This window comes from Kitasatospora humi, from assembly GCF_020907985.1.
GTDB lineage: Bacteria > Actinomycetota > Actinomycetes > Streptomycetales > Streptomycetaceae > Kitasatospora > Kitasatospora humi.
On sequence record NZ_JAJJPA010000028.1, the window covers coordinates 65,933 to 86,402 of the forward strand.

18 protein-coding genes are annotated in these 20,470 nt (G+C 70.5%); 5 read left to right on the plus strand and 13 right to left on the minus strand.

Annotated features, from left to right (window positions below):
- Positions 1-220: 220 nt before the first annotated feature.
- From LN042_RS24120 to LN042_RS24175, 12 genes are all read right to left on the minus strand, one after another.
- Positions 221-850 carry a hypothetical protein gene (locus tag LN042_RS24120; protein WP_230053421.1) on the minus strand — a complete coding sequence of 210 codons (630 nt, stop codon included), beginning with the start codon at positions 848-850 and terminating at the stop codon, positions 221-223.
- A gap of 99 nt (positions 851-949) precedes the next feature.
- The gene (locus LN042_RS24125) at positions 950-1,255 is read right to left on the minus strand and encodes a hypothetical protein (protein ID WP_230053422.1); all 306 of its coding nucleotides are present in this window, start codon (positions 1,253-1,255) and stop codon (positions 950-952) included.
- A gap of 2 nt (positions 1,256-1,257) precedes the next feature.
- The gene (locus LN042_RS24130) at positions 1,258-3,654 is read right to left on the minus strand and encodes a DNA translocase FtsK (RefSeq protein WP_230053423.1); all 2,397 of its coding nucleotides are present in this window, start codon (positions 3,652-3,654) and stop codon (positions 1,258-1,260) included.
- Between the two features lie 145 nt (positions 3,655-3,799).
- On the minus strand, positions 3,800-5,974 hold the full coding sequence (locus LN042_RS24135) for a hypothetical protein (RefSeq protein WP_230053424.1): 2,175 nt from the start codon (positions 5,972-5,974) through the stop codon (positions 3,800-3,802).
- 350 nt (positions 5,975-6,324) lie between these two features.
- Positions 6,325-8,157 (minus strand): DUF2637 domain-containing protein, encoded by a 1,833-nt coding sequence (locus LN042_RS24140; RefSeq protein ID WP_230053425.1) that lies wholly within the window; start codon positions 8,155-8,157, stop codon positions 6,325-6,327.
- Positions 8,154-8,540, minus strand: a complete 387-nt coding sequence (locus tag LN042_RS24145; RefSeq protein ID WP_230053426.1) for a hypothetical protein — start codon at positions 8,538-8,540, stop codon at positions 8,154-8,156. Before LN042_RS24145 ends, LN042_RS24140 begins: the two co-directional genes overlap by 4 nt.
- A 105-nt stretch (positions 8,541-8,645) precedes the next feature.
- Positions 8,646-8,939: a hypothetical protein gene (locus LN042_RS24150; RefSeq protein WP_230053427.1), complete on the minus strand. Its 294-nt coding sequence runs from the start codon at positions 8,937-8,939 to the stop codon at positions 8,646-8,648.
- Between the two features lie 145 nt (positions 8,940-9,084).
- Complete coding sequence (locus tag LN042_RS24155) at positions 9,085-9,636, minus strand: hypothetical protein (RefSeq protein WP_230053428.1); 552 nt, start codon at positions 9,634-9,636, stop codon at positions 9,085-9,087.
- A 39-nt stretch (positions 9,637-9,675) separates the two neighbouring features.
- Positions 9,676-9,927 (minus strand): WhiB family transcriptional regulator, encoded by a 252-nt coding sequence (locus tag LN042_RS24160; protein WP_230053429.1) that lies wholly within the window; start codon positions 9,925-9,927, stop codon positions 9,676-9,678.
- A gap of 537 nt (positions 9,928-10,464) precedes the next feature.
- Positions 10,465-10,641 (minus strand): hypothetical protein, encoded by a 177-nt coding sequence (locus LN042_RS24165; RefSeq protein WP_230053430.1) that lies wholly within the window; start codon positions 10,639-10,641, stop codon positions 10,465-10,467.
- A complete protein-coding gene (locus LN042_RS24170) occupies positions 10,641-10,814 on the minus strand; it encodes a hypothetical protein (RefSeq protein WP_230053431.1) in 174 nt (57 codons plus the stop codon). The genes LN042_RS24165 and LN042_RS24170 overlap by 1 nt, the downstream gene beginning before the upstream one ends.
- Complete coding sequence (locus tag LN042_RS24175; RefSeq protein ID WP_230053432.1) at positions 10,811-11,209, minus strand: hypothetical protein; 399 nt, start codon at positions 11,207-11,209, stop codon at positions 10,811-10,813. The genes LN042_RS24170 and LN042_RS24175 overlap by 4 nt, the downstream gene beginning before the upstream one ends.
- A gap of 330 nt (positions 11,210-11,539) precedes the next feature.
- On the opposite strand from LN042_RS24175, the gene LN042_RS24180 reads away from it, so the two are divergent.
- From LN042_RS24180 to LN042_RS24200, 5 genes are all read left to right on the plus strand, one after another.
- Positions 11,540-12,298: a GntR family transcriptional regulator gene (locus LN042_RS24180; RefSeq protein WP_308191858.1), complete on the plus strand. Its 759-nt coding sequence runs from the start codon at positions 11,540-11,542 to the stop codon at positions 12,296-12,298.
- Between the two features lie 184 nt (positions 12,299-12,482).
- Positions 12,483-13,715, plus strand: coding sequence for an NsdA family TPR-like regulatory protein (locus tag LN042_RS24185; RefSeq protein WP_230053434.1), 1,233 nt, complete (start codon positions 12,483-12,485; stop codon positions 13,713-13,715).
- 1,222 nt (positions 13,716-14,937) lie between these two features.
- Positions 14,938-17,019, plus strand: coding sequence for a hypothetical protein (locus LN042_RS24190; protein ID WP_230053435.1), 2,082 nt, complete (start codon positions 14,938-14,940; stop codon positions 17,017-17,019).
- 143 nt (positions 17,020-17,162) lie between these two features.
- Positions 17,163-17,678 carry a hypothetical protein gene (locus LN042_RS24195; RefSeq protein WP_230053436.1) on the plus strand — a complete coding sequence of 172 codons (516 nt, stop codon included), beginning with the start codon at positions 17,163-17,165 and terminating at the stop codon, positions 17,676-17,678.
- Positions 17,675-18,967 (plus strand): MarR family winged helix-turn-helix transcriptional regulator, encoded by a 1,293-nt coding sequence (locus LN042_RS24200; protein ID WP_230053437.1) that lies wholly within the window; start codon positions 17,675-17,677, stop codon positions 18,965-18,967. Before LN042_RS24195 ends, LN042_RS24200 begins: the two co-directional genes overlap by 4 nt.
- A gap of 66 nt (positions 18,968-19,033) precedes the next feature.
- Here the strand turns inward: LN042_RS24200 and LN042_RS24205 are convergent, their stop codons facing one another.
- Positions 19,034-19,519 carry a hypothetical protein gene (locus LN042_RS24205; RefSeq protein ID WP_230053438.1) on the minus strand — a complete coding sequence of 162 codons (486 nt, stop codon included), beginning with the start codon at positions 19,517-19,519 and terminating at the stop codon, positions 19,034-19,036.
- Positions 19,520-20,470: the final 951 nt, after the last annotated feature.

Sequence of the window (20,470 nt, forward strand, 5' to 3'; positions counted from 1 at the left end):
CGGGTCGTGGTTGGTGCGGCGGGCTCACCCTGGTGGCGGGCCCGTTCGGTTCGGTGCCGTGATTCGGCGGCTGTGGGGGTCTGCGGTGTCGTCGCAGTGAACTGGCTGTTCCTTGATGAACTCCTTGATGAGGGCGGGGCTGTTCGGTTGCGATTGCGTATCGCTGGTCATCAAGGTGGCGGTTTTCCGCAGGTGGGGGCCATCAAGGTGTGGCGGTCACTCAGCTCCGGTTGGCGTTGGTGGTGGTGTTCGTGGTGGTGGAGGTGTCGGTCCGTCCGAACCACTTGGGGTGGTTGTTGTTGGTGACGGAGCTGTTGTTGGTGATGTAGGTGTCGCCGTCGGCGCGCCTGCCGGTGATGCCCCGCAGGAGCTGGGACAGGGGCAGGCGAGCGGCCACGACCATGGCGCTGATACCGAGCAGTGCACCGGTGGAGAGGCCTGCGGCGGAGGACAGAAGGTGCCCGAGGCCATCGAATGCCTGGCTGAGGCCCCAGCCGATGCCCGCGAAGGCGATGCCGGTGGCGGCGATGAACTGGGCACGGCGGTCGATCAGTGGCGCCGGGGCCGGGGCCGGCTGGAGGGTCGGGGTCGGGGCAGGGTGCAGGTACTCGGGCGGGAGCTCGCTCCTGGGCACGCCGATGAAGGCGTTGCCGGGGCCGGGGACGAAGACGATCGCCTGGCGCTCGACCGGCTGGTCGAGTACGCGAGCGGGCACCGGCGGGACCGCGGTCTGGGCGAAGATCTCGTGGATGCGGCGCATGTAGTCGATCTCGGCGCTGGTCGCCGCCGTGGTGCTGCTGGTGCTCTCCTGGGTGGGCTGGGCGTGGGCGAGGTCGGTGACGGTGTGCACGGGGGTGTCCTCAACTGGTCTGGGAAGCGCGAGACCCGCCCGTGCCGGGTGGCTCGGGCGGGTCTTCGGCACCCATGGTGGGTGCCGGCGGGGCGTGGTTCAGGCGAGGCTGTAGAAGGCGAGGAAGAGCGCGAGCACTCCCAGGGCGATCTTCGCCCAGAGGTAGGGGACCTCGATGGCGCCCCAGGCGGCCCCGGCGGCAAGCAGCCGCAGGGTCCAGCGGGCGAAGAAGCCGTGGCCGCGCAGGCTCTGCAGCTCGATGATCCGATTGGTCCGCCAGTCCATCTCGCGCTGCAGGTGCGCCCGGGTGACCGTGTCCTCCGGGCTGGTGTTGGCGAAAGTCGCGGAGTGGTTGTGCCGCTCGCCTTCCAGGCGGCGGATCTCGTCCTCCGGGGTTTCCAGCACCTCTACTCCTCTGCATCCGAAGGGGCGGTGGCCACGGCGGTGCCGTCGCTGAGCGCCAACGTCAACGCCATCTTGGCGGCTTCCAACTGGTCTGCGGAAACCCGCACTTCACGGGCCTTGGAGCCGTCGGACGGCCCGACGATGCCGTGCTGCTGAAGGACGCTGAGCAGCTGGTCGGCCGCGGCGAAGCCGATGCGGAGCTTTCGCTGGAGCATCGACGTCGATCCGAATTGGGTGGAGATGATCAGCTCGGCGCCCTGGAGCACGAGGTCGAGGTCCAGGCCGTCCGGCAGGCCGGAGACTGTGGGGATGGGCTCGGACTTGACGGTGTACCGGGTGTACTGGCCGCTGGTGTCCGCGGTGACCTTGCCCTCCTTGGCCCACGTCGGCAGCCAGCCGCGCACGGTCCGTTCTGCCGGCACGTCGGCGCCCCGCTCCTCCAGGGCTTGGGCGAGCGCGGTGTACAGCTCCTTCGGGGTGCAGCCCTGGTCGCCGGCGGCCTCCAGGATGCTCCAGGCCACCTCGCGGGGGTCGAGCGCACGGGTGGGCCGGGGCAGAGTGACCACCGGGGCGTCCGACAGGTCAGGGCTCGCGTCGGTCGGCTTGGTCAGATCGACCGGCGTGCCCGGGTCGCTGCTCCCGTCCCCGTCAGCGGCGAACTCGGCTTCGAGACGGGCGAACATCTCGGCCGCGCCGCCGGCACCGGTGGGCGCCTTCGGCGCGGTCGAGGTGGTGACCGGCTGGTCGGGGTTCTCCTGGAGAGCCGCGAGCCACTGGGCGGCGGTGCGGTGGTCGTCCGTGGTGGACACCACCTTCGCCGCGGCGGGGGTGAGCGTCTGGCCCTTGTAGAGCGCCGGGAGGGTGCGCGCCCACCGGCTGAGGTAGGCCTTGGCGGTCGGCACGCTGAGCGCGATCGGGTCGGCCGTGGGCCGGCGGGCGGCGCAGACCGTGCAGACCCGGTCGATGAGGGTATCGACGAGCCGCCAGGCCTTGAACGCGGTGGGCCGCTTGGGGCCCAGGCGGGTGTGCATGTTCCAGCCTGAGCCGGCCACCGGCGCGTCCTTGGGGTCGATCTTGACGTAGCCGGGGAACAGGTAGGCCAGCTCCTCCGGATCGCTGACGGTCATGCCCACGCGCCACTTGGACTGCAGCTTCATCGCCGACGTGATCGTGTCCAGGGTCGCGCGCAGGGCGCAGGCCAGGTTGCGCACGCGCATCGCTCGGCCTTCGTTGGCGACGCGGTCCAGGCCCTCCTTGATGTCGTGGGGCAGGGAGGCGGTCTCATCGACCAGGATGACGATGCCGGGGATGTCGTGGCTGATGGGCAGCTTGTCGGTCTTGTGCTGGCGCATCAGCTGCTGGTAGCCGGCCTTGCGGGCCGCGATCACCTCGATGGCCCAGCGGACCATCAGGCGGGCCTCGTCCTCGGTGTGGGCGATCCAGTCGATGATCGGCGCGTCCGCGATGCCCTCGGTGGCCCACGGGGTGATCCAGGGCAGGGCGACGCCGCCTCCGGTGATGTCGATCGCGAGGATCAGCGCGTCCGGCATCCGGGCGAGCTGGGCGGTGACGACGCGCAGCAGGTTGGTCTTGCCGGCGTCGGTCTCGCCGACCATGATCCCGCAGTCGTCCAGGAGCGTGCCCATCGCCTCGGCCCCGTTGCGGTAGGGCCCGAACGGGAACGGCTTGGTGAGGGTCAGCTCGGAGAACTCCTCCGGGTACGGGATCGTCTCGGTGATCACGTCCGTGAGCGTGACGTCGATCAGGATGACCCCGCGGTGGGCGCCGGGGCGGATCTCGACACCGCAGCCGTCCGGCAGCCGCAGGTCCCCGGCGAACTTCGGACCGAAGTTGACGATGTCGTCGATGGTGGTGCCGCCGCGGGGCAGCTCGATCTCGACGGTGTAGCCGACCTTGCCGTCCCACCACTGGATGTCCACCGAGGTACAGCCCTCGATCCGGGCGACGCGCTTGATGCGGTCCACCCAGTCGTCCAGGACGCCGACGGACTCGCGGCGCAGCGCGACCAGGCGCCGGCGCTCCTGGCGGGTGGGCTCGCTGCGCACCACGGACACGTTCAGGCCCGCGCCGATCGCGGCCAGCCCGATGCCCGAGGCCCAGCCGGTCGCGTCGAGCGGGGCGTTGCCCAGCGCCCAGGACGTCCAGGCCGCTGCGGTCAGCCACGAGACGGCGCGGGTGATGACGGTGCCGCGGGTGTGGCGCTTGCGCAGGTCGTAGGCGATGCCGGCCACGGCCGCGCCGCCCAGGGCGAGCGCGCCGGCCTGCCAGGGCACGTCGAGCATCGGGGTGAGGAGCGCCGCGGTGACGGCGGTCTCGGCGGCGTATCCGAGCAGGTGGTGGTGCTCGTTGGGGGCGGACCAGTCCAGGTCGTAGGGCATCGCGTTCTCCGGGGTGCGGAAGGGGCAGGTGGGGTTGAAGGGCGGGGCCGGGGCGCCCTGGTGGGGTGCCCCGGCCCGGGGTGGGCGCCGGACTTTCGTCGGCGAAGCCTCACCAGGTGCGCCCCGGGAGGTGGGTGAGCCGCTGTCAGCGCTGGGTGTTCCACATGGACTCGCCGGCCAGGCCCTTGCGCGGCTGCAGGTTGTTCCTGATCTCCCGCGCGTGGTCCTCGGCGAAGAGCTTGGCGGCCAGGCGGGCGTGGTCCGCGGCCAGCAGGACCATCTGGACGAGACCCGCGATCTCGTTGGTGACGCGGTCGTCCACCGGGTACTCATCGCGGGTGCGCTCGTACAGGGCCTTCATGGCCGCGGCGAGCGCCTCCAGGCCCACGCCGATGCCGGCGAACTCCTGACCGACCTGGAGCATGTGCTCCGGCTCGTAGGTCTTGTAGAGGACCGCGGTCGTCACGGCGGCGGTCTCGATCCGGCCCGGGGCGAACATGGCCTCCCCCGGCACGTCGGAACCGATCGGCGTGACGTTCCACATCCACTCGCCGTTGCGCGGGTTGCGCAGCCGCTCCAGGTCGAAGCGGTGCACGTTGCGGAACAGCACCACCATCTCGTCCGCCCGCTGGCCGGCGTTCATCAGCGTGCCGTAGGCCTCGACGAGCTTCTCGATGGCCCGCTTGCTGCACGGGTAGCGCGAGTCCGCGTTGGAGGCCAGGAAGCGGATGGCCTCGGCGGTGGCGCGCAGCGCGTTGGGAAGGCCGGCGTACTCGGCGGCGACGACCGCCATGCTGGTCGGCCGGTAGGAGGCGTAGTGGTCGTAGGTTCCGCGCATGGCCAGCGCGAACCGGGCGTTCGTGCCGTTGAGCACGATGCTGGTGTTGGCGAGGTCGCTCATCGGGTCGTCCTTCAGTGGGTCGTTGACGGTCAGGTTGAGGCCGTCGGCCTTGGCGTCCAGGTCGTGGCGGCGCTTGGAGCGGCGGTAGAGCGCGCGCCAGATCCGCCCGGCGACCCGGATCGGGAGCAGCCAGGGGTACATCGGGTCGTCGGGGCGGGTGATGAGGCTGGCCAGGCCCCACAGCACGCCCAGCGGCAGCGTCGCCAGCGCGCCCAGGCCGGCCAGGAGTCCGGCGCCGGTGCAGCGCAGCACGTGCAGCACCTTCCGGACCGCGGTGCGGCGAAGGCGGTACCAACGCCCGGCCGCCGTAGCCGTGCCGGCGGCGGCCGGGTTCGCGGTTCCGGGCCGCTTGCGCCGCAGCTTGCCGACCGCGGACTTGACGGCCTGCCAGGCGCGGCCGCGCCGGGTGGTCGGCGTGGTCGAACCGGACGTCCCCGTGCCCGAGCCGCCGTTCTTGCGGCGCAGTTTGGCGAGGGCGGCCTTGACGGCCTGGCTGGCGCGGCCGCTCCGCTTGGGCTGGACGGTGCCGGCGCCGGTCTTGCCCGAGCCCTTGGTGGCGTTGGTGCTGCCCTTGCTGGAGGTGCTGGCGCTGCCCGGCGTGCTGGAGCCGTCGTTGCCGGTGCCTCCTCCCCCGGTGCCGGAGCCGCGGGTGCTGTTGTTCCCGCCGGACAGCTTGTCCTTCAGCCGCTGCGCGGTGCGCTTGAGCCTGCTGTCGCCGCCCCCGTTGCGGGAGGAGTCGTTGCCGGAGGCCCCGCCCTTGCTGCGGTCGCGGCCGCGACCGGAGGCGCTGTCCTGGCCCCCCGAGCGGCCGCCGCCGGACGGGCTGGCGCCCGACTGGGTGTTGCCGCCGCCCGAGCGGCCAGGGCCCGGGGAGTTCCCGGCGCCGCCGCGCCCGGGTCCGGCACCGGACCCGGACCCGGTGCTGGTGCCGGTGCTTGCGGTGCGGTTGGATCCGCTGGCGGCGTTGGTGCACTGCCGCTGGGCACCGCCCGTAGGGCCGGAGGTGCCGCCGCCCCTGCGGCCGGGCCCGGGACCGGACTGGCTTCCGCCGCCGGAGCGGTTGGTGCCGGCGGCCTGGTTGGCTCCTCCGGCGCCCCGCAGCCGACCACGGCGGGCACCACCCTTGGGACGGCGGCGGTAGAGCGCTGCGGCGCCCGCCACGGCGCCAGCCGCACCAACGGTGGCCGCGCCGACGGGTCCGGCGAACGTGTAGGCGGCTCCTATGACCGCCCCGGCGGCGTTGCTGGAGTGGATCAGCGCCGGCACGGCTCGCACCCGACGGCGGCGGGACGGACGGGTGTTGTCGGTGGTCTCGGCGGCCGGCTGAGGGGTGTTGTCCACGACGTAGACAGAGCCGTCGTCGGGGTCCTGGAGGGCGCTGTCGGGGGCTACGGGTGCCAGGGTCGCGGTGTCGGCCACGGCGGTTCTCCCATCACGTTATGTAGCGGCGAGGCGGGGCGGGGCGAGGCGACACCGTGCGGAATCCCCACCCCAGGGCCGGTCAGAGCCGGTCCTCCGGGGCCTGGTGGGGTTCTGGCGTCGCCTCACCTCGCCTCGCCTCGCCTCGCCGCTACGTTGAGTAGCGACCCGGGTTGGTGGATTTCAGGGGCGAGGCGGGCCGGCGGGCGGCCCAGATTCGGGGCTGGGGACCCCTTCAGAGCGCTCGGGAACGGCTCCGGGAAGGGGCGCGAGGGGAGGGTGTCCGGCCGCCGGATCTGGCGGCCGGACACCCTCGGGCTGGCACTGCTGGGGGCTCTTCCGACCCTGGTTCAGCCGACCAGGGCGGGCTCGGGGGTGGCTCCGGATCGGTCAGCGGCCCGCTCGGCAACGATCGCTTCGGCACGCTTGCGGTAGGCACTGGCCGTGGACCCCACGACACCGAACTCGTCGGTGATGTGGGTGAGCTTCACGTTCTCCAGGCCACGCACCTCGATCCAGTCCGCGACCTTGCGTGCCGCCCGCTCAGCCGGCGTGAGCCTCGCTTCGGCCTCGGCTTCGGCAGCAGCCCGCCGGGCTTCGGCGGCCCGAAGTTCAGTAGCCGCTGCCAGCTCGGCGATTTCGGCGGCCCGAAGTCGCTTCTCCTGCGCCACGCGCTCGCCGTCCGCCTCGGCGACCTTCGCGGCGGCCAGGTCTTCGGCAGTCTTTCGGGCGACTTCTGCAGTCTTTCCAGCAGCTTCGGCAACCCGAAGTTCCGCTTCGGCCGCCTCCGCCTTCGCCTTCTCGGAGTCGGCCAGAGCCCGGTCCGTCCGCTGCTGAGCCTCAGCGATCTCAGCTGTCGACAGGGCCCTCGCTGCCTCCTCCTTCGCCTGGATTTCGGCAGCGCGAACCCGGCCTTCCTCCTCCAGGTCCCAGCGCGCCATCCGCTGCTCGCGCTCGTGCCTGAGCTGCTTCTTCTCCTCCAGGCGGCGCTGCTCGGCCACCTCGGACTCGGCCAGCGCGGCCGTCCGCTGGGCCTCCGCAGCAGCATCGGCGGTCACCTTCTTGGCCGCCGCAGCGGACTCAGCTTCGAGCTGCCGAAGGTCGGCTTCGCCTTGCCGAACCACCTCCGAAGCAGCCAGTTCGGCCTTCGCCCGGGCGGTGTCCAGCGCAGCTTGGGCGTTCAGCTCCTCGGTCTCGGCCTTGAGCTTGGCGACCTTGGTCTTGGTACGCATTTCGACCCGCCGAACCTCGGCTTCGGCCTCCCGAAGCTCTGCCGAAACGAGGTCATCGGCCTGCCGAATCTCGGCTTCGGCTCGCCGAAGCCGCTCCGAAGCCTCCCGCTCGGCCGGCAGGCCCAACGCCTCCTCAACCCCGACGCCGTAGGGGGCCAGCGTCTCAGGCAGCAACTCGGACCGAGACGCCTTCCAGCGCCAGGCCCACCTGCCGTACTTCTGCTTGAGCCACTCCCGATAGACCTTGCGCTTCTTCTGCAGCTCCAGGGCCTCGGCGTACGAGGTGATCTCCCACAGCACCATCAGCCGGCCGACGATCGCGGTCTCCATCGGGTTGAAGAACCAGCGCGAGAGCCTGATGCCGTCCATGCGCTCGCGCCCCTGGACCGCACCGATGTGAGCGGCGTAAATGTGAGCGGCGACCTCGGAGAAGATCACCCACAGGCACACGAGTGCCGCGTGTGCCAGTTGGTTGGGCACCGAGGTCGCGGACACCCAGTTGAGGTAGACAGTGGCAGCCGCGCCCAGGCGCGGCACCCACTTCACCCAACCCAGCCGGGCGTCCACCCGGATGAGCAGCAGGTTGATCACGCTGAATGCCAGGATCGACAGGTCCAGGCCGACGGGCAGCATCCACGGGTCCTGCCAGGCCCAGCCGCCCTCCGCGACCGATCGCCGGGCCTTGTCCTCCAGGGCCCGGTAGGAACTCGCCAACCCAATCACCGAGACACCGGTGGCGAGCAACACCCCGATGCCGGCGAGCAGCCACTCGCCCTTGCTGAAGGCCAACGCCGACTTCGCGTCCTCCTTCTTCTCCTGCTCTCGACCGTCGGCCTCGGGCTCGGCGACATCGGCGAAGCCGAGCACCGCCTCGTCCGGCGGCTGGGCCGGGACGCGGGGGTGGGTCGGCGCGATGAGCGGTTCGCTGGCGGTCTCGTGCGTGATGGTCACGCGGCCTTCTCCTTCCGGGTCCGGTGGGTGCCGGGGTCGGTGTGGTGTTGGGTCAGGTGGTTCAGTCGGGCGCTGGCGAGTTGCTGTGCCACGGCGAGCCGACGGCGCGCCTCGGCCAGGCGCGGTTCCCACAGCTCGTCGGGAAGGTGGTCTGAGGCGACGCTGCCCGCGTACGGCTCCGGCTCGTTGTCTCGGTAGACGGAGAGGTTGGGCTCCTCCCACTCCAGGTCGGCCTCCTCTGCGGGGCTCAGACGATCGTCGTCCGGCTCGTAGACGTCCGCCCCGTTGCCGGTGCGGCGAACCAACACGTAGACGGGGAGGAGGCCCAGCGCCGCAGCGATGAGGAAGCTGGCCAGGACGACGGAGCTGAACTGAAACTGCATCAGCGGGTCTCCAGGGGTGATGCCTTCGCCGGCAGTCGGCGCGGCAGGGGGGTGGTCCGGTGGCCCGGGCCGCCGGGGGGTTCGGTGCAGGGCTGCTGGCTGCTGCTACGCGGCCGGTGCGCTGCCCCAGGTCCCGGCGTGGGCCGTCTTCGTGGCCTCGGTGCCGGACTTGGCGAGCGAGGGCATCGTCAGGGCCAGGCCGACCACGATGCGGACGGCGGTGAAGGTGACAAGGCCGACGGCGGTGTGCTCCACCGTCGGCCAGAGCCCGTGGGCGAAGAAGTCCAGCAGGGCGAAGATCGTGGCGACCAAGGCGGTCAGGGTGGCCGCGGTGGTCAACGCCGGGTGGCGGAAGACGTAGGTGGGGGCAGCGTCGATGGGGCTGGTAGCGTCGGACATGCGGTCGCTCCTCATCAGCGATTCGCGTCGAGGCCCGCTGGTACGGGCCTGCGAGATGTAGAGGTCCGGCGGCCCGGGGACCGAACTTCCCCGGGGCGCCGGACCTTTCGTGTTGTGCTCGACCACCCGCCGTCGGACGTGGTGGTCAGGGTCGCGGTGCCCGGTCCATCACTCCGAGGGCCGTGTCCAGGGCGTTGACCCGCTTCTCCAGGTCGTTCTTCGAGCCGATCGCCGACCAGATGATGTAGCCGTGCGTCAGGTCGCCCAGGAGCTGGTCGGCGGTGCGGGCGGCCTCGACCGGGTAGATGAAGTCGGTCTGGGTCAGGGTGACCATCAGGTCGCGGACACCGGCGTCCAGCTCCAAGGCCATGCGGCGAAGCTCCGCCTGGTCGGCGTCGTCCTCGGTGAAGTCCAGGATCGTCAGGACGCTCCACAGGCGGGTCTGCTCGGCGAAGTCCTCGGCGAGCATGGCCAGCTTCGCTCGGGCCCTGGCGTGCTCGACGCGTTCGCGCTGCACCGCCACCTCGTGCGGGGTCGCGGTGTCCTCGCTGTTCGCCAGGTCGCGCTCGACCTTGATGAGTGCGGCCTCGCGGTTGATCCGGCAGTCGCGCCACTTCTTCCTGTTCGCCGGGACTTCGAGCCAGCTGACCAGGCTGCTGAGCGGCTCGATCGGGGCGTCGGGGTCGGACGTCGGCATGGTCGGTGGTCTCCTCGGTGGTCGTGAGCGGGCGGTCGGTCAGGCGGTGCGGGCGCGGTTGCGGGCGGCACGGCGCTTCATCGAGCGGCGCTCGTCCTCGCTCATGCCGCCCCAGACGCCGGCGTCCTGACCGGTCTCCAGGGCCCACTGCAGGCACTGCTCCATGACGGGGCAGCGGCGGCAGACGGCCTTGGCCTCCTCGATCTGAAGCAAGGCGGGCCCGGTGTTCCCGATCGGGAAGAACAGCTCCGGGTCCTCCTCGCGGCAGACCGCACGGTGGCGCCAGTCCATGAGTGCCTCCTCGGCGTTGAGTCGGTGCTGCAGCTCGAACAGCTGCGAGTGGTGGAGCGGACCTGTTCGGTCCCGGGGCTCCCCGTGCCGTCCGCGCCGGTGATGGCGTGGACGGCACGGGCAGCTTCGGGGCTGCTAGGTAGGTGGTCGCCGCCGGCCGGTTGGGCCAGCGGCGACCGGGGTCTTCGGTGGTGCAGTGCGTGACGGCCGTGCCCCGGTGCCAAGGGGGTGGACGGCCTGCGCCTGGATTACGGGGAGGCGGGCCCCGCGCCGAAGGTTCTTGCGTCACAAGGTGTGGTGTTGCGCCCCGCTGCGGCGTCACGCTCGCCGTAGCGGGGTCGAACTCTGTTGTCGCGCTGTTGAGTTGTCGAAGGAACGGGCGCTTCCTTCGGGCGGCTGTCAGACCGGCCCTCCGGGCGCTGCGGTGGTGCTGTAGGTGCTGGGCCCGCTGTGGGCCCGCCGCACCATCCCCGGCGCCGCCATGGACATGCCATAGCGGTTCCGAGGGAAAGACGGCGGGAAGTGGCACTGGCTGGGTCAGCGGTGCGCGGGCTTGACTGCGGGGACGGAGGCTCCGCGCCGGCGGGCGGCCCGGTCCCGGCTGCTCCGTGGGGCGGGCTCTCCGAACAGTCCGAACAGCTCGGGGCTGGCGGTCTGCTCTTCGACCTGGCGGCTCTTCATGCGGCCCACGGCGAGCACTCGAACGTCGGCCATCATGACTCCGCGGCCTGCAGGGTGCCGACCGCCGCCGCGAACCGCGCGGCGAAGTCCGTGACCTGGGCGTAGAGGTTGTCCACGGCGTAGGGCTTGGCCAACTCGGCCTGGGGCTGGACCTGCTGCCCCTGCTGGTTCGTGGCCTGGGCCGGCGGGGTCTGCACCTGGCTCATGCCGCCACCCGCCGGCCCGAAACGACCTCGCCGACAACGGTGATCGACGCGTCGCCGACCATGCCGGACGCGATGGTCTGCCCGCCCTCCCGGCGGACCCCGGGGGCGTTGATCTCTCGGACCACGGCGTCGAAGTGGGCCGCCGGCACCTGCCCGATCTCGATCCGGGCACTGAATCCGGTGACGGCCAGGCTGCCGATGGCCTCGATCAGGTAGGCGACGTCCTCGTCCGCCTTCTCCTCGGGGGTCAGCGGCGCGTCGATCGCCTTGGCGACCCGACGGGCGTTCTCCTCTCGGCGCACGACCAGCGCGGTCGGCGCCAGCGGCGCAACGGGCCCCACCAGGGCGGGGGCGTTGTTCTCCGGCGTTCCGGAGTACGGCAAGATACGGCTCACGGCCGATCACTCCCTCAGGCGAATTGAGGTTGATGTGGCTGCCGAGCTGCGGGCTCAGGGAGTGCGATCCCTGGGCCCGCAGTGCTGTTTCCGGCGTGCGAATTCCGGTTCCAGCTTGGGCAGTTGACGTCGTAGTGCCTTCTCGGGGTGCGACTCCGATCGGCTGGCGACGCACCAACCATGACACATCGTCAGCGATATAGTCAAGGCTAAATCGGTATTGCTCTCTCTACGTCTCGCTATACCGGTTTGGCATCCCGTATGGTTCACTACTGCTTGAGCGATGACCAGTAGTGCAGGGAAGGGAGCCCAGCAGTGGCGCACAAGTGGGTGCAGCTCGCAGACGAGCTGGCCCGGGACTGCGCCCAGCGCAGGCCAGGCGACATGCTGCCGAGCGTGGAGCAGCTGGTCGCGGATGGACGCGGCTCGCGCACCACGGTGGCTTCCGCCTACCGCGAGTTGACCCGCCGCGGCCTCGTGAGAGGGGTCCCCGGGAAGGGCTACGTAGTTCTGGCTCAGCGAGCGTCGAAGATCCGGCTGACCCATGACGGGGTGAGCCTGGCATCGGGTGGTGCAGCAAGAACTACTGGATCCACCGCGGTAGAAGTGGAACGGCGCCTGGTACTTGTGCATCATGCTTCGGGTGAACCCATGGCCAGCATTGCGCTGAAGCTGGGCTTGGATGAGAACAACCTGGTTGTGTTCAACCAGACTCATCACGGCGTCGAGGGCGCAGCCGGCACGGCGAGCGAAGGAGTCTTTCTGCTGCAGGAGGCCTGGTATCCGGCGTCCGTCGCCCAAGCTGCCGGAATCGCTGGCACCGGGCAGGCCCCAATCAGCGCCACGACCGCGCTTGAGGCTGCGGGACTGGCGGTTTCCGCGAGGGACGTCATCAGCTTCCGCGCTGCAAGCGATGCGGAGGCTGAGACCCTCGGCTTGCCGTCTGGCGAGAGCGTCGTTCAGGTCGAGCGGACCCTGACCAACGAGGGCGGGTCGCCGGTGGCCCTGCTCCAGATCGTCGCACCGGCGCTTCGCACCGAACTCGACTACCGCGATCTTCCGGTCACCGGCACAGGCCTCGGCGGCTAACACCCTCAGCTCCTCTTCAGCAGCAGACCAACATCAAATCTCGGTTACCGTGCACCGAATTGAGGCGCGCAGAAAGTGACATGACGGGGTGACAAGTTCGATGTCCCCCCTGGTTGTCACCTTCGCGGCGCGCGCCCCACTGCCAGACTCGCCATGACAGAGCTACTGCTTGGGAGGGATCTGCATGCCTGACGAACGCCCGAACTGGGCTCGCCGGATGGTAGAAGAGCGGACTGTCCGGGGTTGGTCCCAGCTCGACGCGGTACGCGCACTGATGGTTCGCCTTCCCGGTGATCAGGAGATCCTGGAGCAGGATCTGCTCCGTCAGTGGAAGCGCTGGGAAGCTGGCGAGACGAAACCCACCAAGTACCGGTCTGAGATCGCTCAGACCTTCGGCACCACAACCGGGGCCTTCTTCCCGGAGCCGGGGCGGCGGGATGGGCGCGCCGAAATCCTGCGGGTGAGCGGCATGGACACCGTGGACATCGTCGCCCGGTTGCGGGCGAGCGACGTTGACAGTGCCACGCTGGACGGCTTGCGCATCACCGTCGATCGCCTCTGCTGCGAGTACGCCTACATGCCGGCCGACCAACTGCTGACTGAGGGCAGGGCATGGCTCGCCCGCGTCGTCGGGCACAAGCATCAACGCGTCACGCTCGCGCAGCATCGCGAGCTCATTGCCTTGGCCGGCCAACTCTCTCTGCTGGTTGGGTGTGTGGAGTACGACTCGGGGCTCACCCGGGACGCTGAAGCCACCCGCCAGGCGGCACTAATTCTCGGGGAGGAGGCCGGCGAACCGGGTATTCAGGGTTGGGCTCATGAGATGCGGGCGTGGTTCGCCCTCACCAGGAACGACTACCGCGGTGTGATCGCCGCTGCCGAGGCGGGCATCGCTGTCGCACCAACCGAGTCCGTGGCCGCGCAGCTGTATGCGCAGAAGGCGAAAGCGTGGGCACGACTCGGTGACCGCACACAGACCGAGGTCGCGCTCGAAAGGGGTCGGGAGCTGCTGGAGAGCCTCCCGTACCCAGAGAGCGTTGAACACCACTTCGTGGTTGATCCCGAGAAGTATGACTTCTACCGGATGGACGCCTACCGGAAGGCTGCAGAGGATCGGCAAGCTGAGAGCCTGGCTCACCAAGTGATCCGTGCGGGCACCGACTTCGACGGTACGGAGCGGGCACCGATGCGGATCGCCGAGGCCCGGGTCACCCTGGGTGTGGTGGCGGCGCGTGACGGCGACCTCGATTCAGCCCTGGCCTTTGGGGAGCTAGCCCTCCAAGGTGATCGGCGATCGCTTCCCTCCCTTGCCATGGTCGCTGGCGACCTAGGGCACGTGCTGCAGGCACGCTTTCCGCACGCGCCGGAGGCTGCGGAGTTCGTCGCTCAACTGCGCAGACTGCGAGAGCCCCACTGATGCCCAGCACGAATCCGTACAACAGGAGCGAAAGGAACGGTCCGGTGACTGGAAGTCACATGATCTGTAGACAGTCCGACACTCCCCAAAGGATGTCGTCGGCGGGTCGCGGAGGGTCTAGGATCAAGAGCGCCCTGTAGTTGGCTTGAAGGTGCCTGGAAACACCTGATGGCTGCTCAGGACCCCCAAAACAACAGAAGCGGGGCCGGCTGTCCGCGGTGCTGGAAATCACCGTTGGTACCCAGGACGCCGGCCCCGATCGAGACCACAGGCCCTTTGTCAGAGGGGGGCCTCGGTGCTCGGTTGCAAACCGCTCTTTAGCAGAATGGAGACGGTTCGCTGTGGACCAGCGTACCCGTAATCAGGGCCCTGCACGCAACAGCGGCTGGGCGTTTCGGCGTATCGCCGTGCCGATCGGCGGCGCTGCCGCACGTTTCGACTCTCCGTCTTCCCGCGTTGAGCGCCCACTGGCGCGCTCCGTAGGGGGTTCTGCGCTGCCTCACCTGCAGCTGAACGCGGCACCATGCCGGCATCCCGTCTGCAGAAGGGTGGTGCTCTCGGGAGCTGACGGCCGTCTGCTGGATCAGCAGTCGGTCCCGAGCTCTCGGGTATTCCGTCGGAATATCGCGGTGGTGATGGGGATGACCTAGGCCTCTGAGGGCGGTGCTCTCCCGGCCTTGCCACAAGGCCTCCGCACCGCCCGGGACCGTTGGATCGGCGGTACCACCCACCGAACCTGCGTCCCTCACGTCACCGCATGACCGACCGCCTGCCCAGGCCTGTCGGGTTGTGCTGGCCGTCTCCCCTGCCACAGGGAGGTTCGGCCGATCCCATTTCACTGTCTCCACCCACGAGGGGTTTCGTTGTGCCCCCAGTTGGGTCCCGAGGACGAGGACATCATGCAGCACCGCGCTGTCCTTCGCCAGTTCGGCATGCCCGTGCATTGGCGAAACCACTCGTTTTCGGTCGTGCGGCGTCGCCGTGCGGCCGTGTTGTCGTTTCCCGCCCTGGCTCATGGCTGGGGGGCCGGGAGCGTCGTCGTGCCCGGGGGTGCCCGGTGACGACAGCAGCACTTCTCCCCTCTCCGACGGCCGCCAGCAGCAGGGTTCCGGCGACGAGCGCCAGCCCGGTGCCGGATGTTCCCGGTCACGCCCAGCTGGAGTTCCGCACGCGGTTCCCCGCCCGGTGGCTGAGGAAGTACACCGGGGACACGATCCGCACGGTGACCGCGGTAGCGGACTACGGCCGGCGGAGCGGTTCATGCTGGGCGTCCAACCGCACTCTGGCGGTCGGCCTGGGGCTGCACGAGAAGACCGTCGCGGCGGCGCTGCGGTTGGTCGAGGGCGAGCTGGTTCTTGCCGAGCACCACTCCCCCACCGGCACGCTGTCGCGACGGGTCAAGCCGGTCTCCGAGGACGAGCTCGCGGTCACCATCTCGGCGGCTGCCCGCAACCGCCTGTCCGGGTACCGGTTCAAGGTCTACTGCGCCATCAGCGTGCGCTCCGACCTCGGCCAGTCTGCCTCCGCGGCGCAGCTGGCGCAGGCCTGCGGGATGACTCCGGAAGGTGCGCGCACCACCGCGCGGGACCTGGTCACCGAGGGCTGGGTCACCCGGGACGGTAGCAGTGGTGGGGCGCCGAAGTACGTCGTCCACCCGGTGCCGCTCGCCGGCGTCGCGGTGCAACTTGGCCTGTTCCCGCAGCCCCAGCAGTCTGCCCGACCGGAGGCGGTTCCGGCCCTCGACGAGGTGACCGAGGGGTGGTTCTGCACTGGGCAGATGGCCTTGTTCGGCGAGGACGCTGAGTGGGAGACCCCCCTCGATTCGGCTCCCGCGACCCCCCTCGATCGCCTTCCTGAGGCCCCCCTCGGTTCGGCTCCACTAACAGGCCACCTTCAACAAGCTGGTGTGAATAGGCAATTGACCGTAGATGGTTGCTTGTCCCGCGTAGCGGTCACGTTGGTGACGCGCGACGCGGGCGCGCGCGAGGGTGCGTCTGGCAGGGCGCAGTCCGTGGTCGCGGCCGGGGGCCGGAGCCCGCTTCGCGGGGAACAGCCGAAGATCGCGGCGGTCTCCAGGGTCACTCCGTCCGGCACTGGGGGGGCGAGGACCGGGCGGTGGCTGGATGCACCGGTCGGCTCGGTGTTCGGGCTGCCGCAGGGCCTGCGAGTGGCGCTCGCGCCCGCTGTGGGACTGTGGCGCCGGCTGGAACGGTCGGGTACCCGCGAGTTCATCGCCAGTCAGGTGATGGCGGAGCTGCGGCGGGTCAGCGTGTGGACAGGCCCGGCCGCCGCCCCGGCTGCACTGGCCTTGCGGCTCACCCGCCGGCTGGACCGTCAGGGCGGGCCTTCCCGCGTCACCGACCCGGTGGGCTGGTTCCTCAGCCGTGGCCTGCCGCAGGGGCAGGTCTGCGCCAGGACCAGCTGCGACGACGGCATCCGCCTGGACACAGGGTCGCTGTGTGACACCTGCGAGATGCGCCTCGTGGACCGCCGGGCTACCCGAAAGGTCCTGGTCAGCGAGGTTCTCACCCTTCTGCCTGGTGCCGGCTACGAGGAGCGTCAGGCCGTCATCGAGGAGCACCTGCGTGATCACGCTCGTGCTCATGCCGAGCGTCAGGTCGCCGCCCGGGAGCGAGCCGAGGCCCAGCGGCAGCGTGTGGAGGCTGACCGGCCGGCTCGGGAAGCCGCGGCTGCGGCTGCTGAGGAGGCACGCGTTGCGGTGCCGTGCGCGGACTGCGGGACCGAGCGGTCAGCCGGGCTGTGCGGCATCTGCTGGTGCCACCGCGAGGCGCGTTCGGCGATCGCGGCGGCCGTCAGCGCGATGCTGACGACGGTGAACCTGTGCGACCGGGACGCCGTCTCCGCCCTGGTCCGGGAGGTCCGTGACGGGATGCGCAGCGCGATGCTGTCCGCCCGACCGGCACGGGAGCTCGCCCCCGACGCCCATGCCATCGCCAACAGCGACATGCTCGCGGCGAAGAACCGGTCCGCGGACTACCGCAACCACGCTCTGGTGCTCCTGGCCGGCAGCCCCAAGGCGGAGCAGGAGGCCGAGCAGGCAGCGGATGTCCGGCGGCGCTGGGCGCACCGGTACGCCTCCGCTGCCGACGCCCGCCAGGCCGTGGCCGACGCGGCCAACGAGGCCCGCTGGCGAACCGCGATGCACCTGTTCACCGAGCGCCTGCGCCAGGTGAAGGAGCTGCGGGACCGTACTCGGTCTGCAACGCAGCAGCCGGCCGCCAACCGGGCCTCCCGCTTCACGGCCGCCCTTGGCACCTGCGCGGCGGCGGGCAGGACGGCATGACCTATCAGCCCACTCCCCCGTACCCGCACTCCGCCGGCTCACGATCGGACTTCACCGAACCCGAGCGGGCCGTCTCCGCACCTTCGGTCGCTGCCCCCGGCGCCCCGATTCACTCCGGTGCACCGCAGCGAATCCACCCCGGCGTGTGGGTCACCCAGGCCTACCCCGCCCCGCTGCTGTCAGCCCTCGCTCGACTTGGCGGGATCCCGACCAGCGTCAAGACCGCGGTCCTGGAGCAACTGGAGCACCGGACGCCGGCCCAGCTGCGCGAGCGAATCGAGCGGCGCTACTACCTGCGCTACGCCCAGCTCACGGGTGCCGACCTGCTGGCTCGCGCCGACGAGATCGCGCTCGCCCTGGTGGCGCCTGGGCCTTGCCCCGAACCGCGTTGTGAGGACGGCTGGCTCCTGGACGACGCTGACCACGCCGGCGGCTGCCGGCGGTGCCGGCACCGCCGGATGGACAGCAACATGCTGCCCGCGGACGGACCCCCGGCCGCTGCGGCACAGGTCCACCGGTTCGCCGCGCAGATCCGCCAGCGCCTTCGACAGGACCGCAGCGCCACGCGGCACGTTCGACAACGCGTCGCGGACGGCACCCAGGACTTGGTCGGGCAGTCGCTGCCGACTGGGCCCGCCACCCGAGGCGGTGAGCGGTGAACAAGCACCTCTCCCCCGCCGTGACCGGCTCGCCGGCCGAGCAGCGCCCGGGGTGGCGCGCGAAGGTGCCTGACGGGCTGTCGCCGCGGATGCGGGCACTCGTGATCGACGGCAGCGGGATCGACCGCTACCGGCAGGGCGGTTGCGACACAGGCTCGGGAGCCGGCAGGGACACCCACCGGGTCACCAGTGCGATCGCAACGGCTTTCGCCCGGGCAGGTTCCGACCGGCTCGCCCTGCAGGATGTCCTGCTCTCCTCCCCCGCCCCCGGTGGCGCACTGCTGCGCGACCTCGCCCGCGCCAAGGGGCATGACCACGCCGTCCGGTACCTCGGACGGGTATGGCGCCGAGCCGAGCAACTGGTCGCCGCCTCGGTGCCGAACACCTCCCGGCAGGACGCGCTGGTCGCCCTGGTCAGTATTCGGGTGCGAGTCGAGACGCACCCCTGGGCCGGGCAGGCCGGGCAGACCGACCGCGCCAACCTCCTGTACCGGCTCAGGTTGTGCGAGCGTGCCGGCGGGCCCGAGCACGAGCTCTCCCAGCGCCAGCTCGCCCTTGCCATCGGCGTCGGGGACTCCACCGCGAAGCGCTCGGACCTGCGCCTGCTGGCCGCGGGGTGGCTCTGGCGCGCGGAGCAGGGCATGGCCGGCAAGTCCTCGACGTGGGTGCTGGGCGCCGGACCACCAGGGACGGTTGACGGGGTGTCGCCGGTTGACCCCACCTGCCAGGAAGGGCACCAGGCCCCCGGGTCCCTAGACGGGGTCAACCGGCGACACCCGCCCGAGCTGGACTTCCAGGTCCTGACCGAATTGGCCGGACGGGACGCTTTTCGCACTGCGGGCCTTGGGAAGACCGCCCTGGAGGTGCTGGCCGCCCTCGCGTACCGCGACGGGCAGACAGCGATCGAGCTTGCGAACAGCACCAGCCGGCACCGGGCCACCATCCACGCCAAGCTGGCCCGGCTCCGCGAGCACCACCTGGTCGAGAAGGACGGCGAGGTGTACCGCCTGGCCACCGGCATCCTGGACACCCCCGCACAGCCCCAGGCCGGCACCCGGGTCCCGGCCTGGCGGCCGCGGGACGGCTGGGACGACCTCGCACTGCGCCTGGGCACCTTCGGCCGCAGCTACCGGCAGTGGTGCGAGCACGCCTTCGACCGCCTCGCCTACACGGAAGTCCACCGGCGAGTGCGTGAGCACCGGCGCCCCGCCAGCCCCGCGCCAATGCTGACCACAGACGACCGCGCCTTCCTCCACGAATGGAGCACGCACTTCGAGCAAGCCGCCTGACCACCACGCCGCTGTAGCTGGCACCGCACCAACCAACGTGCGGTCAGCCGGATCCCTGGCGTGCCGTCAGGCACCACGGTCTGCCGCCTCTCCCGTCTCACCGATCGCGAGCGCGGTCAGCACCGCCGCCTGGGCGGAGACCTCATCCGAACCCGTGGTCAGAGCGAGCAGCGCATGGCCGAGAGCGATCCGCACACCTCGCTGCTCCGGGAACCCGAACCCCTTCAACTCGGCAATCCCCTCCCGCAGCCACGCCTCGACGTCACCCGCGTGATCCTCGTCCAGGTCGTGCAGCGTCACGAGGCGGACCCACTCCTCGTTGTGGGATCGCAGAATCTCCTCGTAGGAGCGGTTGTCGAGCAGCAGGCCGCAGCGGACCTCGCCGGGGTCCACTGCAGTGCGCCTGCCCATCCACGCCTTGCTGAGCCACCGGTGGTAGGTGCAGGTGTAGAGGGTGTAGTCGATCTCCCGGCTTCGGCGCTGACTGGTGCGCACGACCTTGATGGTGGCGTCCTTGGGACAGTTGGTGAGCTGACGCAGTGTCATCGACATGATCGGTTCTCCCAGTTGGTTGAGCCCCGATCGTTGCCCGTTCGCCGATCTGGTGCTGCCCAGGATTGGGCAGTACCAGCGTGATCCAAGTCACATTCGGTTCCGGATCGCGACCGTTCACTTCCCCGCCGATCAGGTGCCCGGCCACAGTCGGCGGAGACGGCCAACTCGGCTTCACCGAGGGCCCTCTCCAGGGCGACATGCTGCCTCCGCTCTCAGTACGTTCCCGTCGGAACCTTCCGCGGCTCGCCTCCGGCGGGCCGACTGTCCGTGCCGCTGCCGCTGCCCGGGCCTGGCACCGAGGCCGGCCTGCTGGTCGCGGCGAGCCATGGTCACTGCGCCAGTCGCGAAAGTCCGGCTGCCGCCGGACCCGGGCCTTGACGGCCCTTTCCGCGCCTACCCGTCACGGTGGCTCGCGTCGCAGCCCGGTCACTCACGGCCAGGTGAACAGTGAGCCCTGCGAGCACCAACGACGCTGCCAGCCCTTCAACACGGTGACCGCGCATAGGGAACTGGGGAGGTGCCCTGCGACTCGATGGCCGACGCCCGCATCCTGTCGTGCTGGCCCCGGCAGCAGCCACAGCACAGTCACCCCACCGGGCGATGCCGTCCACCAGGACCTCGCCAAGAACGGCAACCACGCACGAAGATCAACCACCCTGACTGGCTTGTCCGTCCGGGCCTTCGTTGCTGCCGAGACTCAGGACCGCTGCTGCTCACCACGGTCCGCCGTCCGGCTGCGCGAGCTCGCTCGCCGAGCACGCAGCCGCACGCGAAGCGCGACCAGCCACCGCAGCAGCGGCCCGGGCGGCCCCCCAACTCCCCGACCCAGTCAGCCGGTCGGGCCATGGCAGGTGCCAGGAGCAGCTGGTGCCGCAGCCTCGAACGCACGGTTCTCCCGCTTGCACGGGAGGGAGAAGAGAGCCGACCAGTGAACTGGACCCAAAAGTG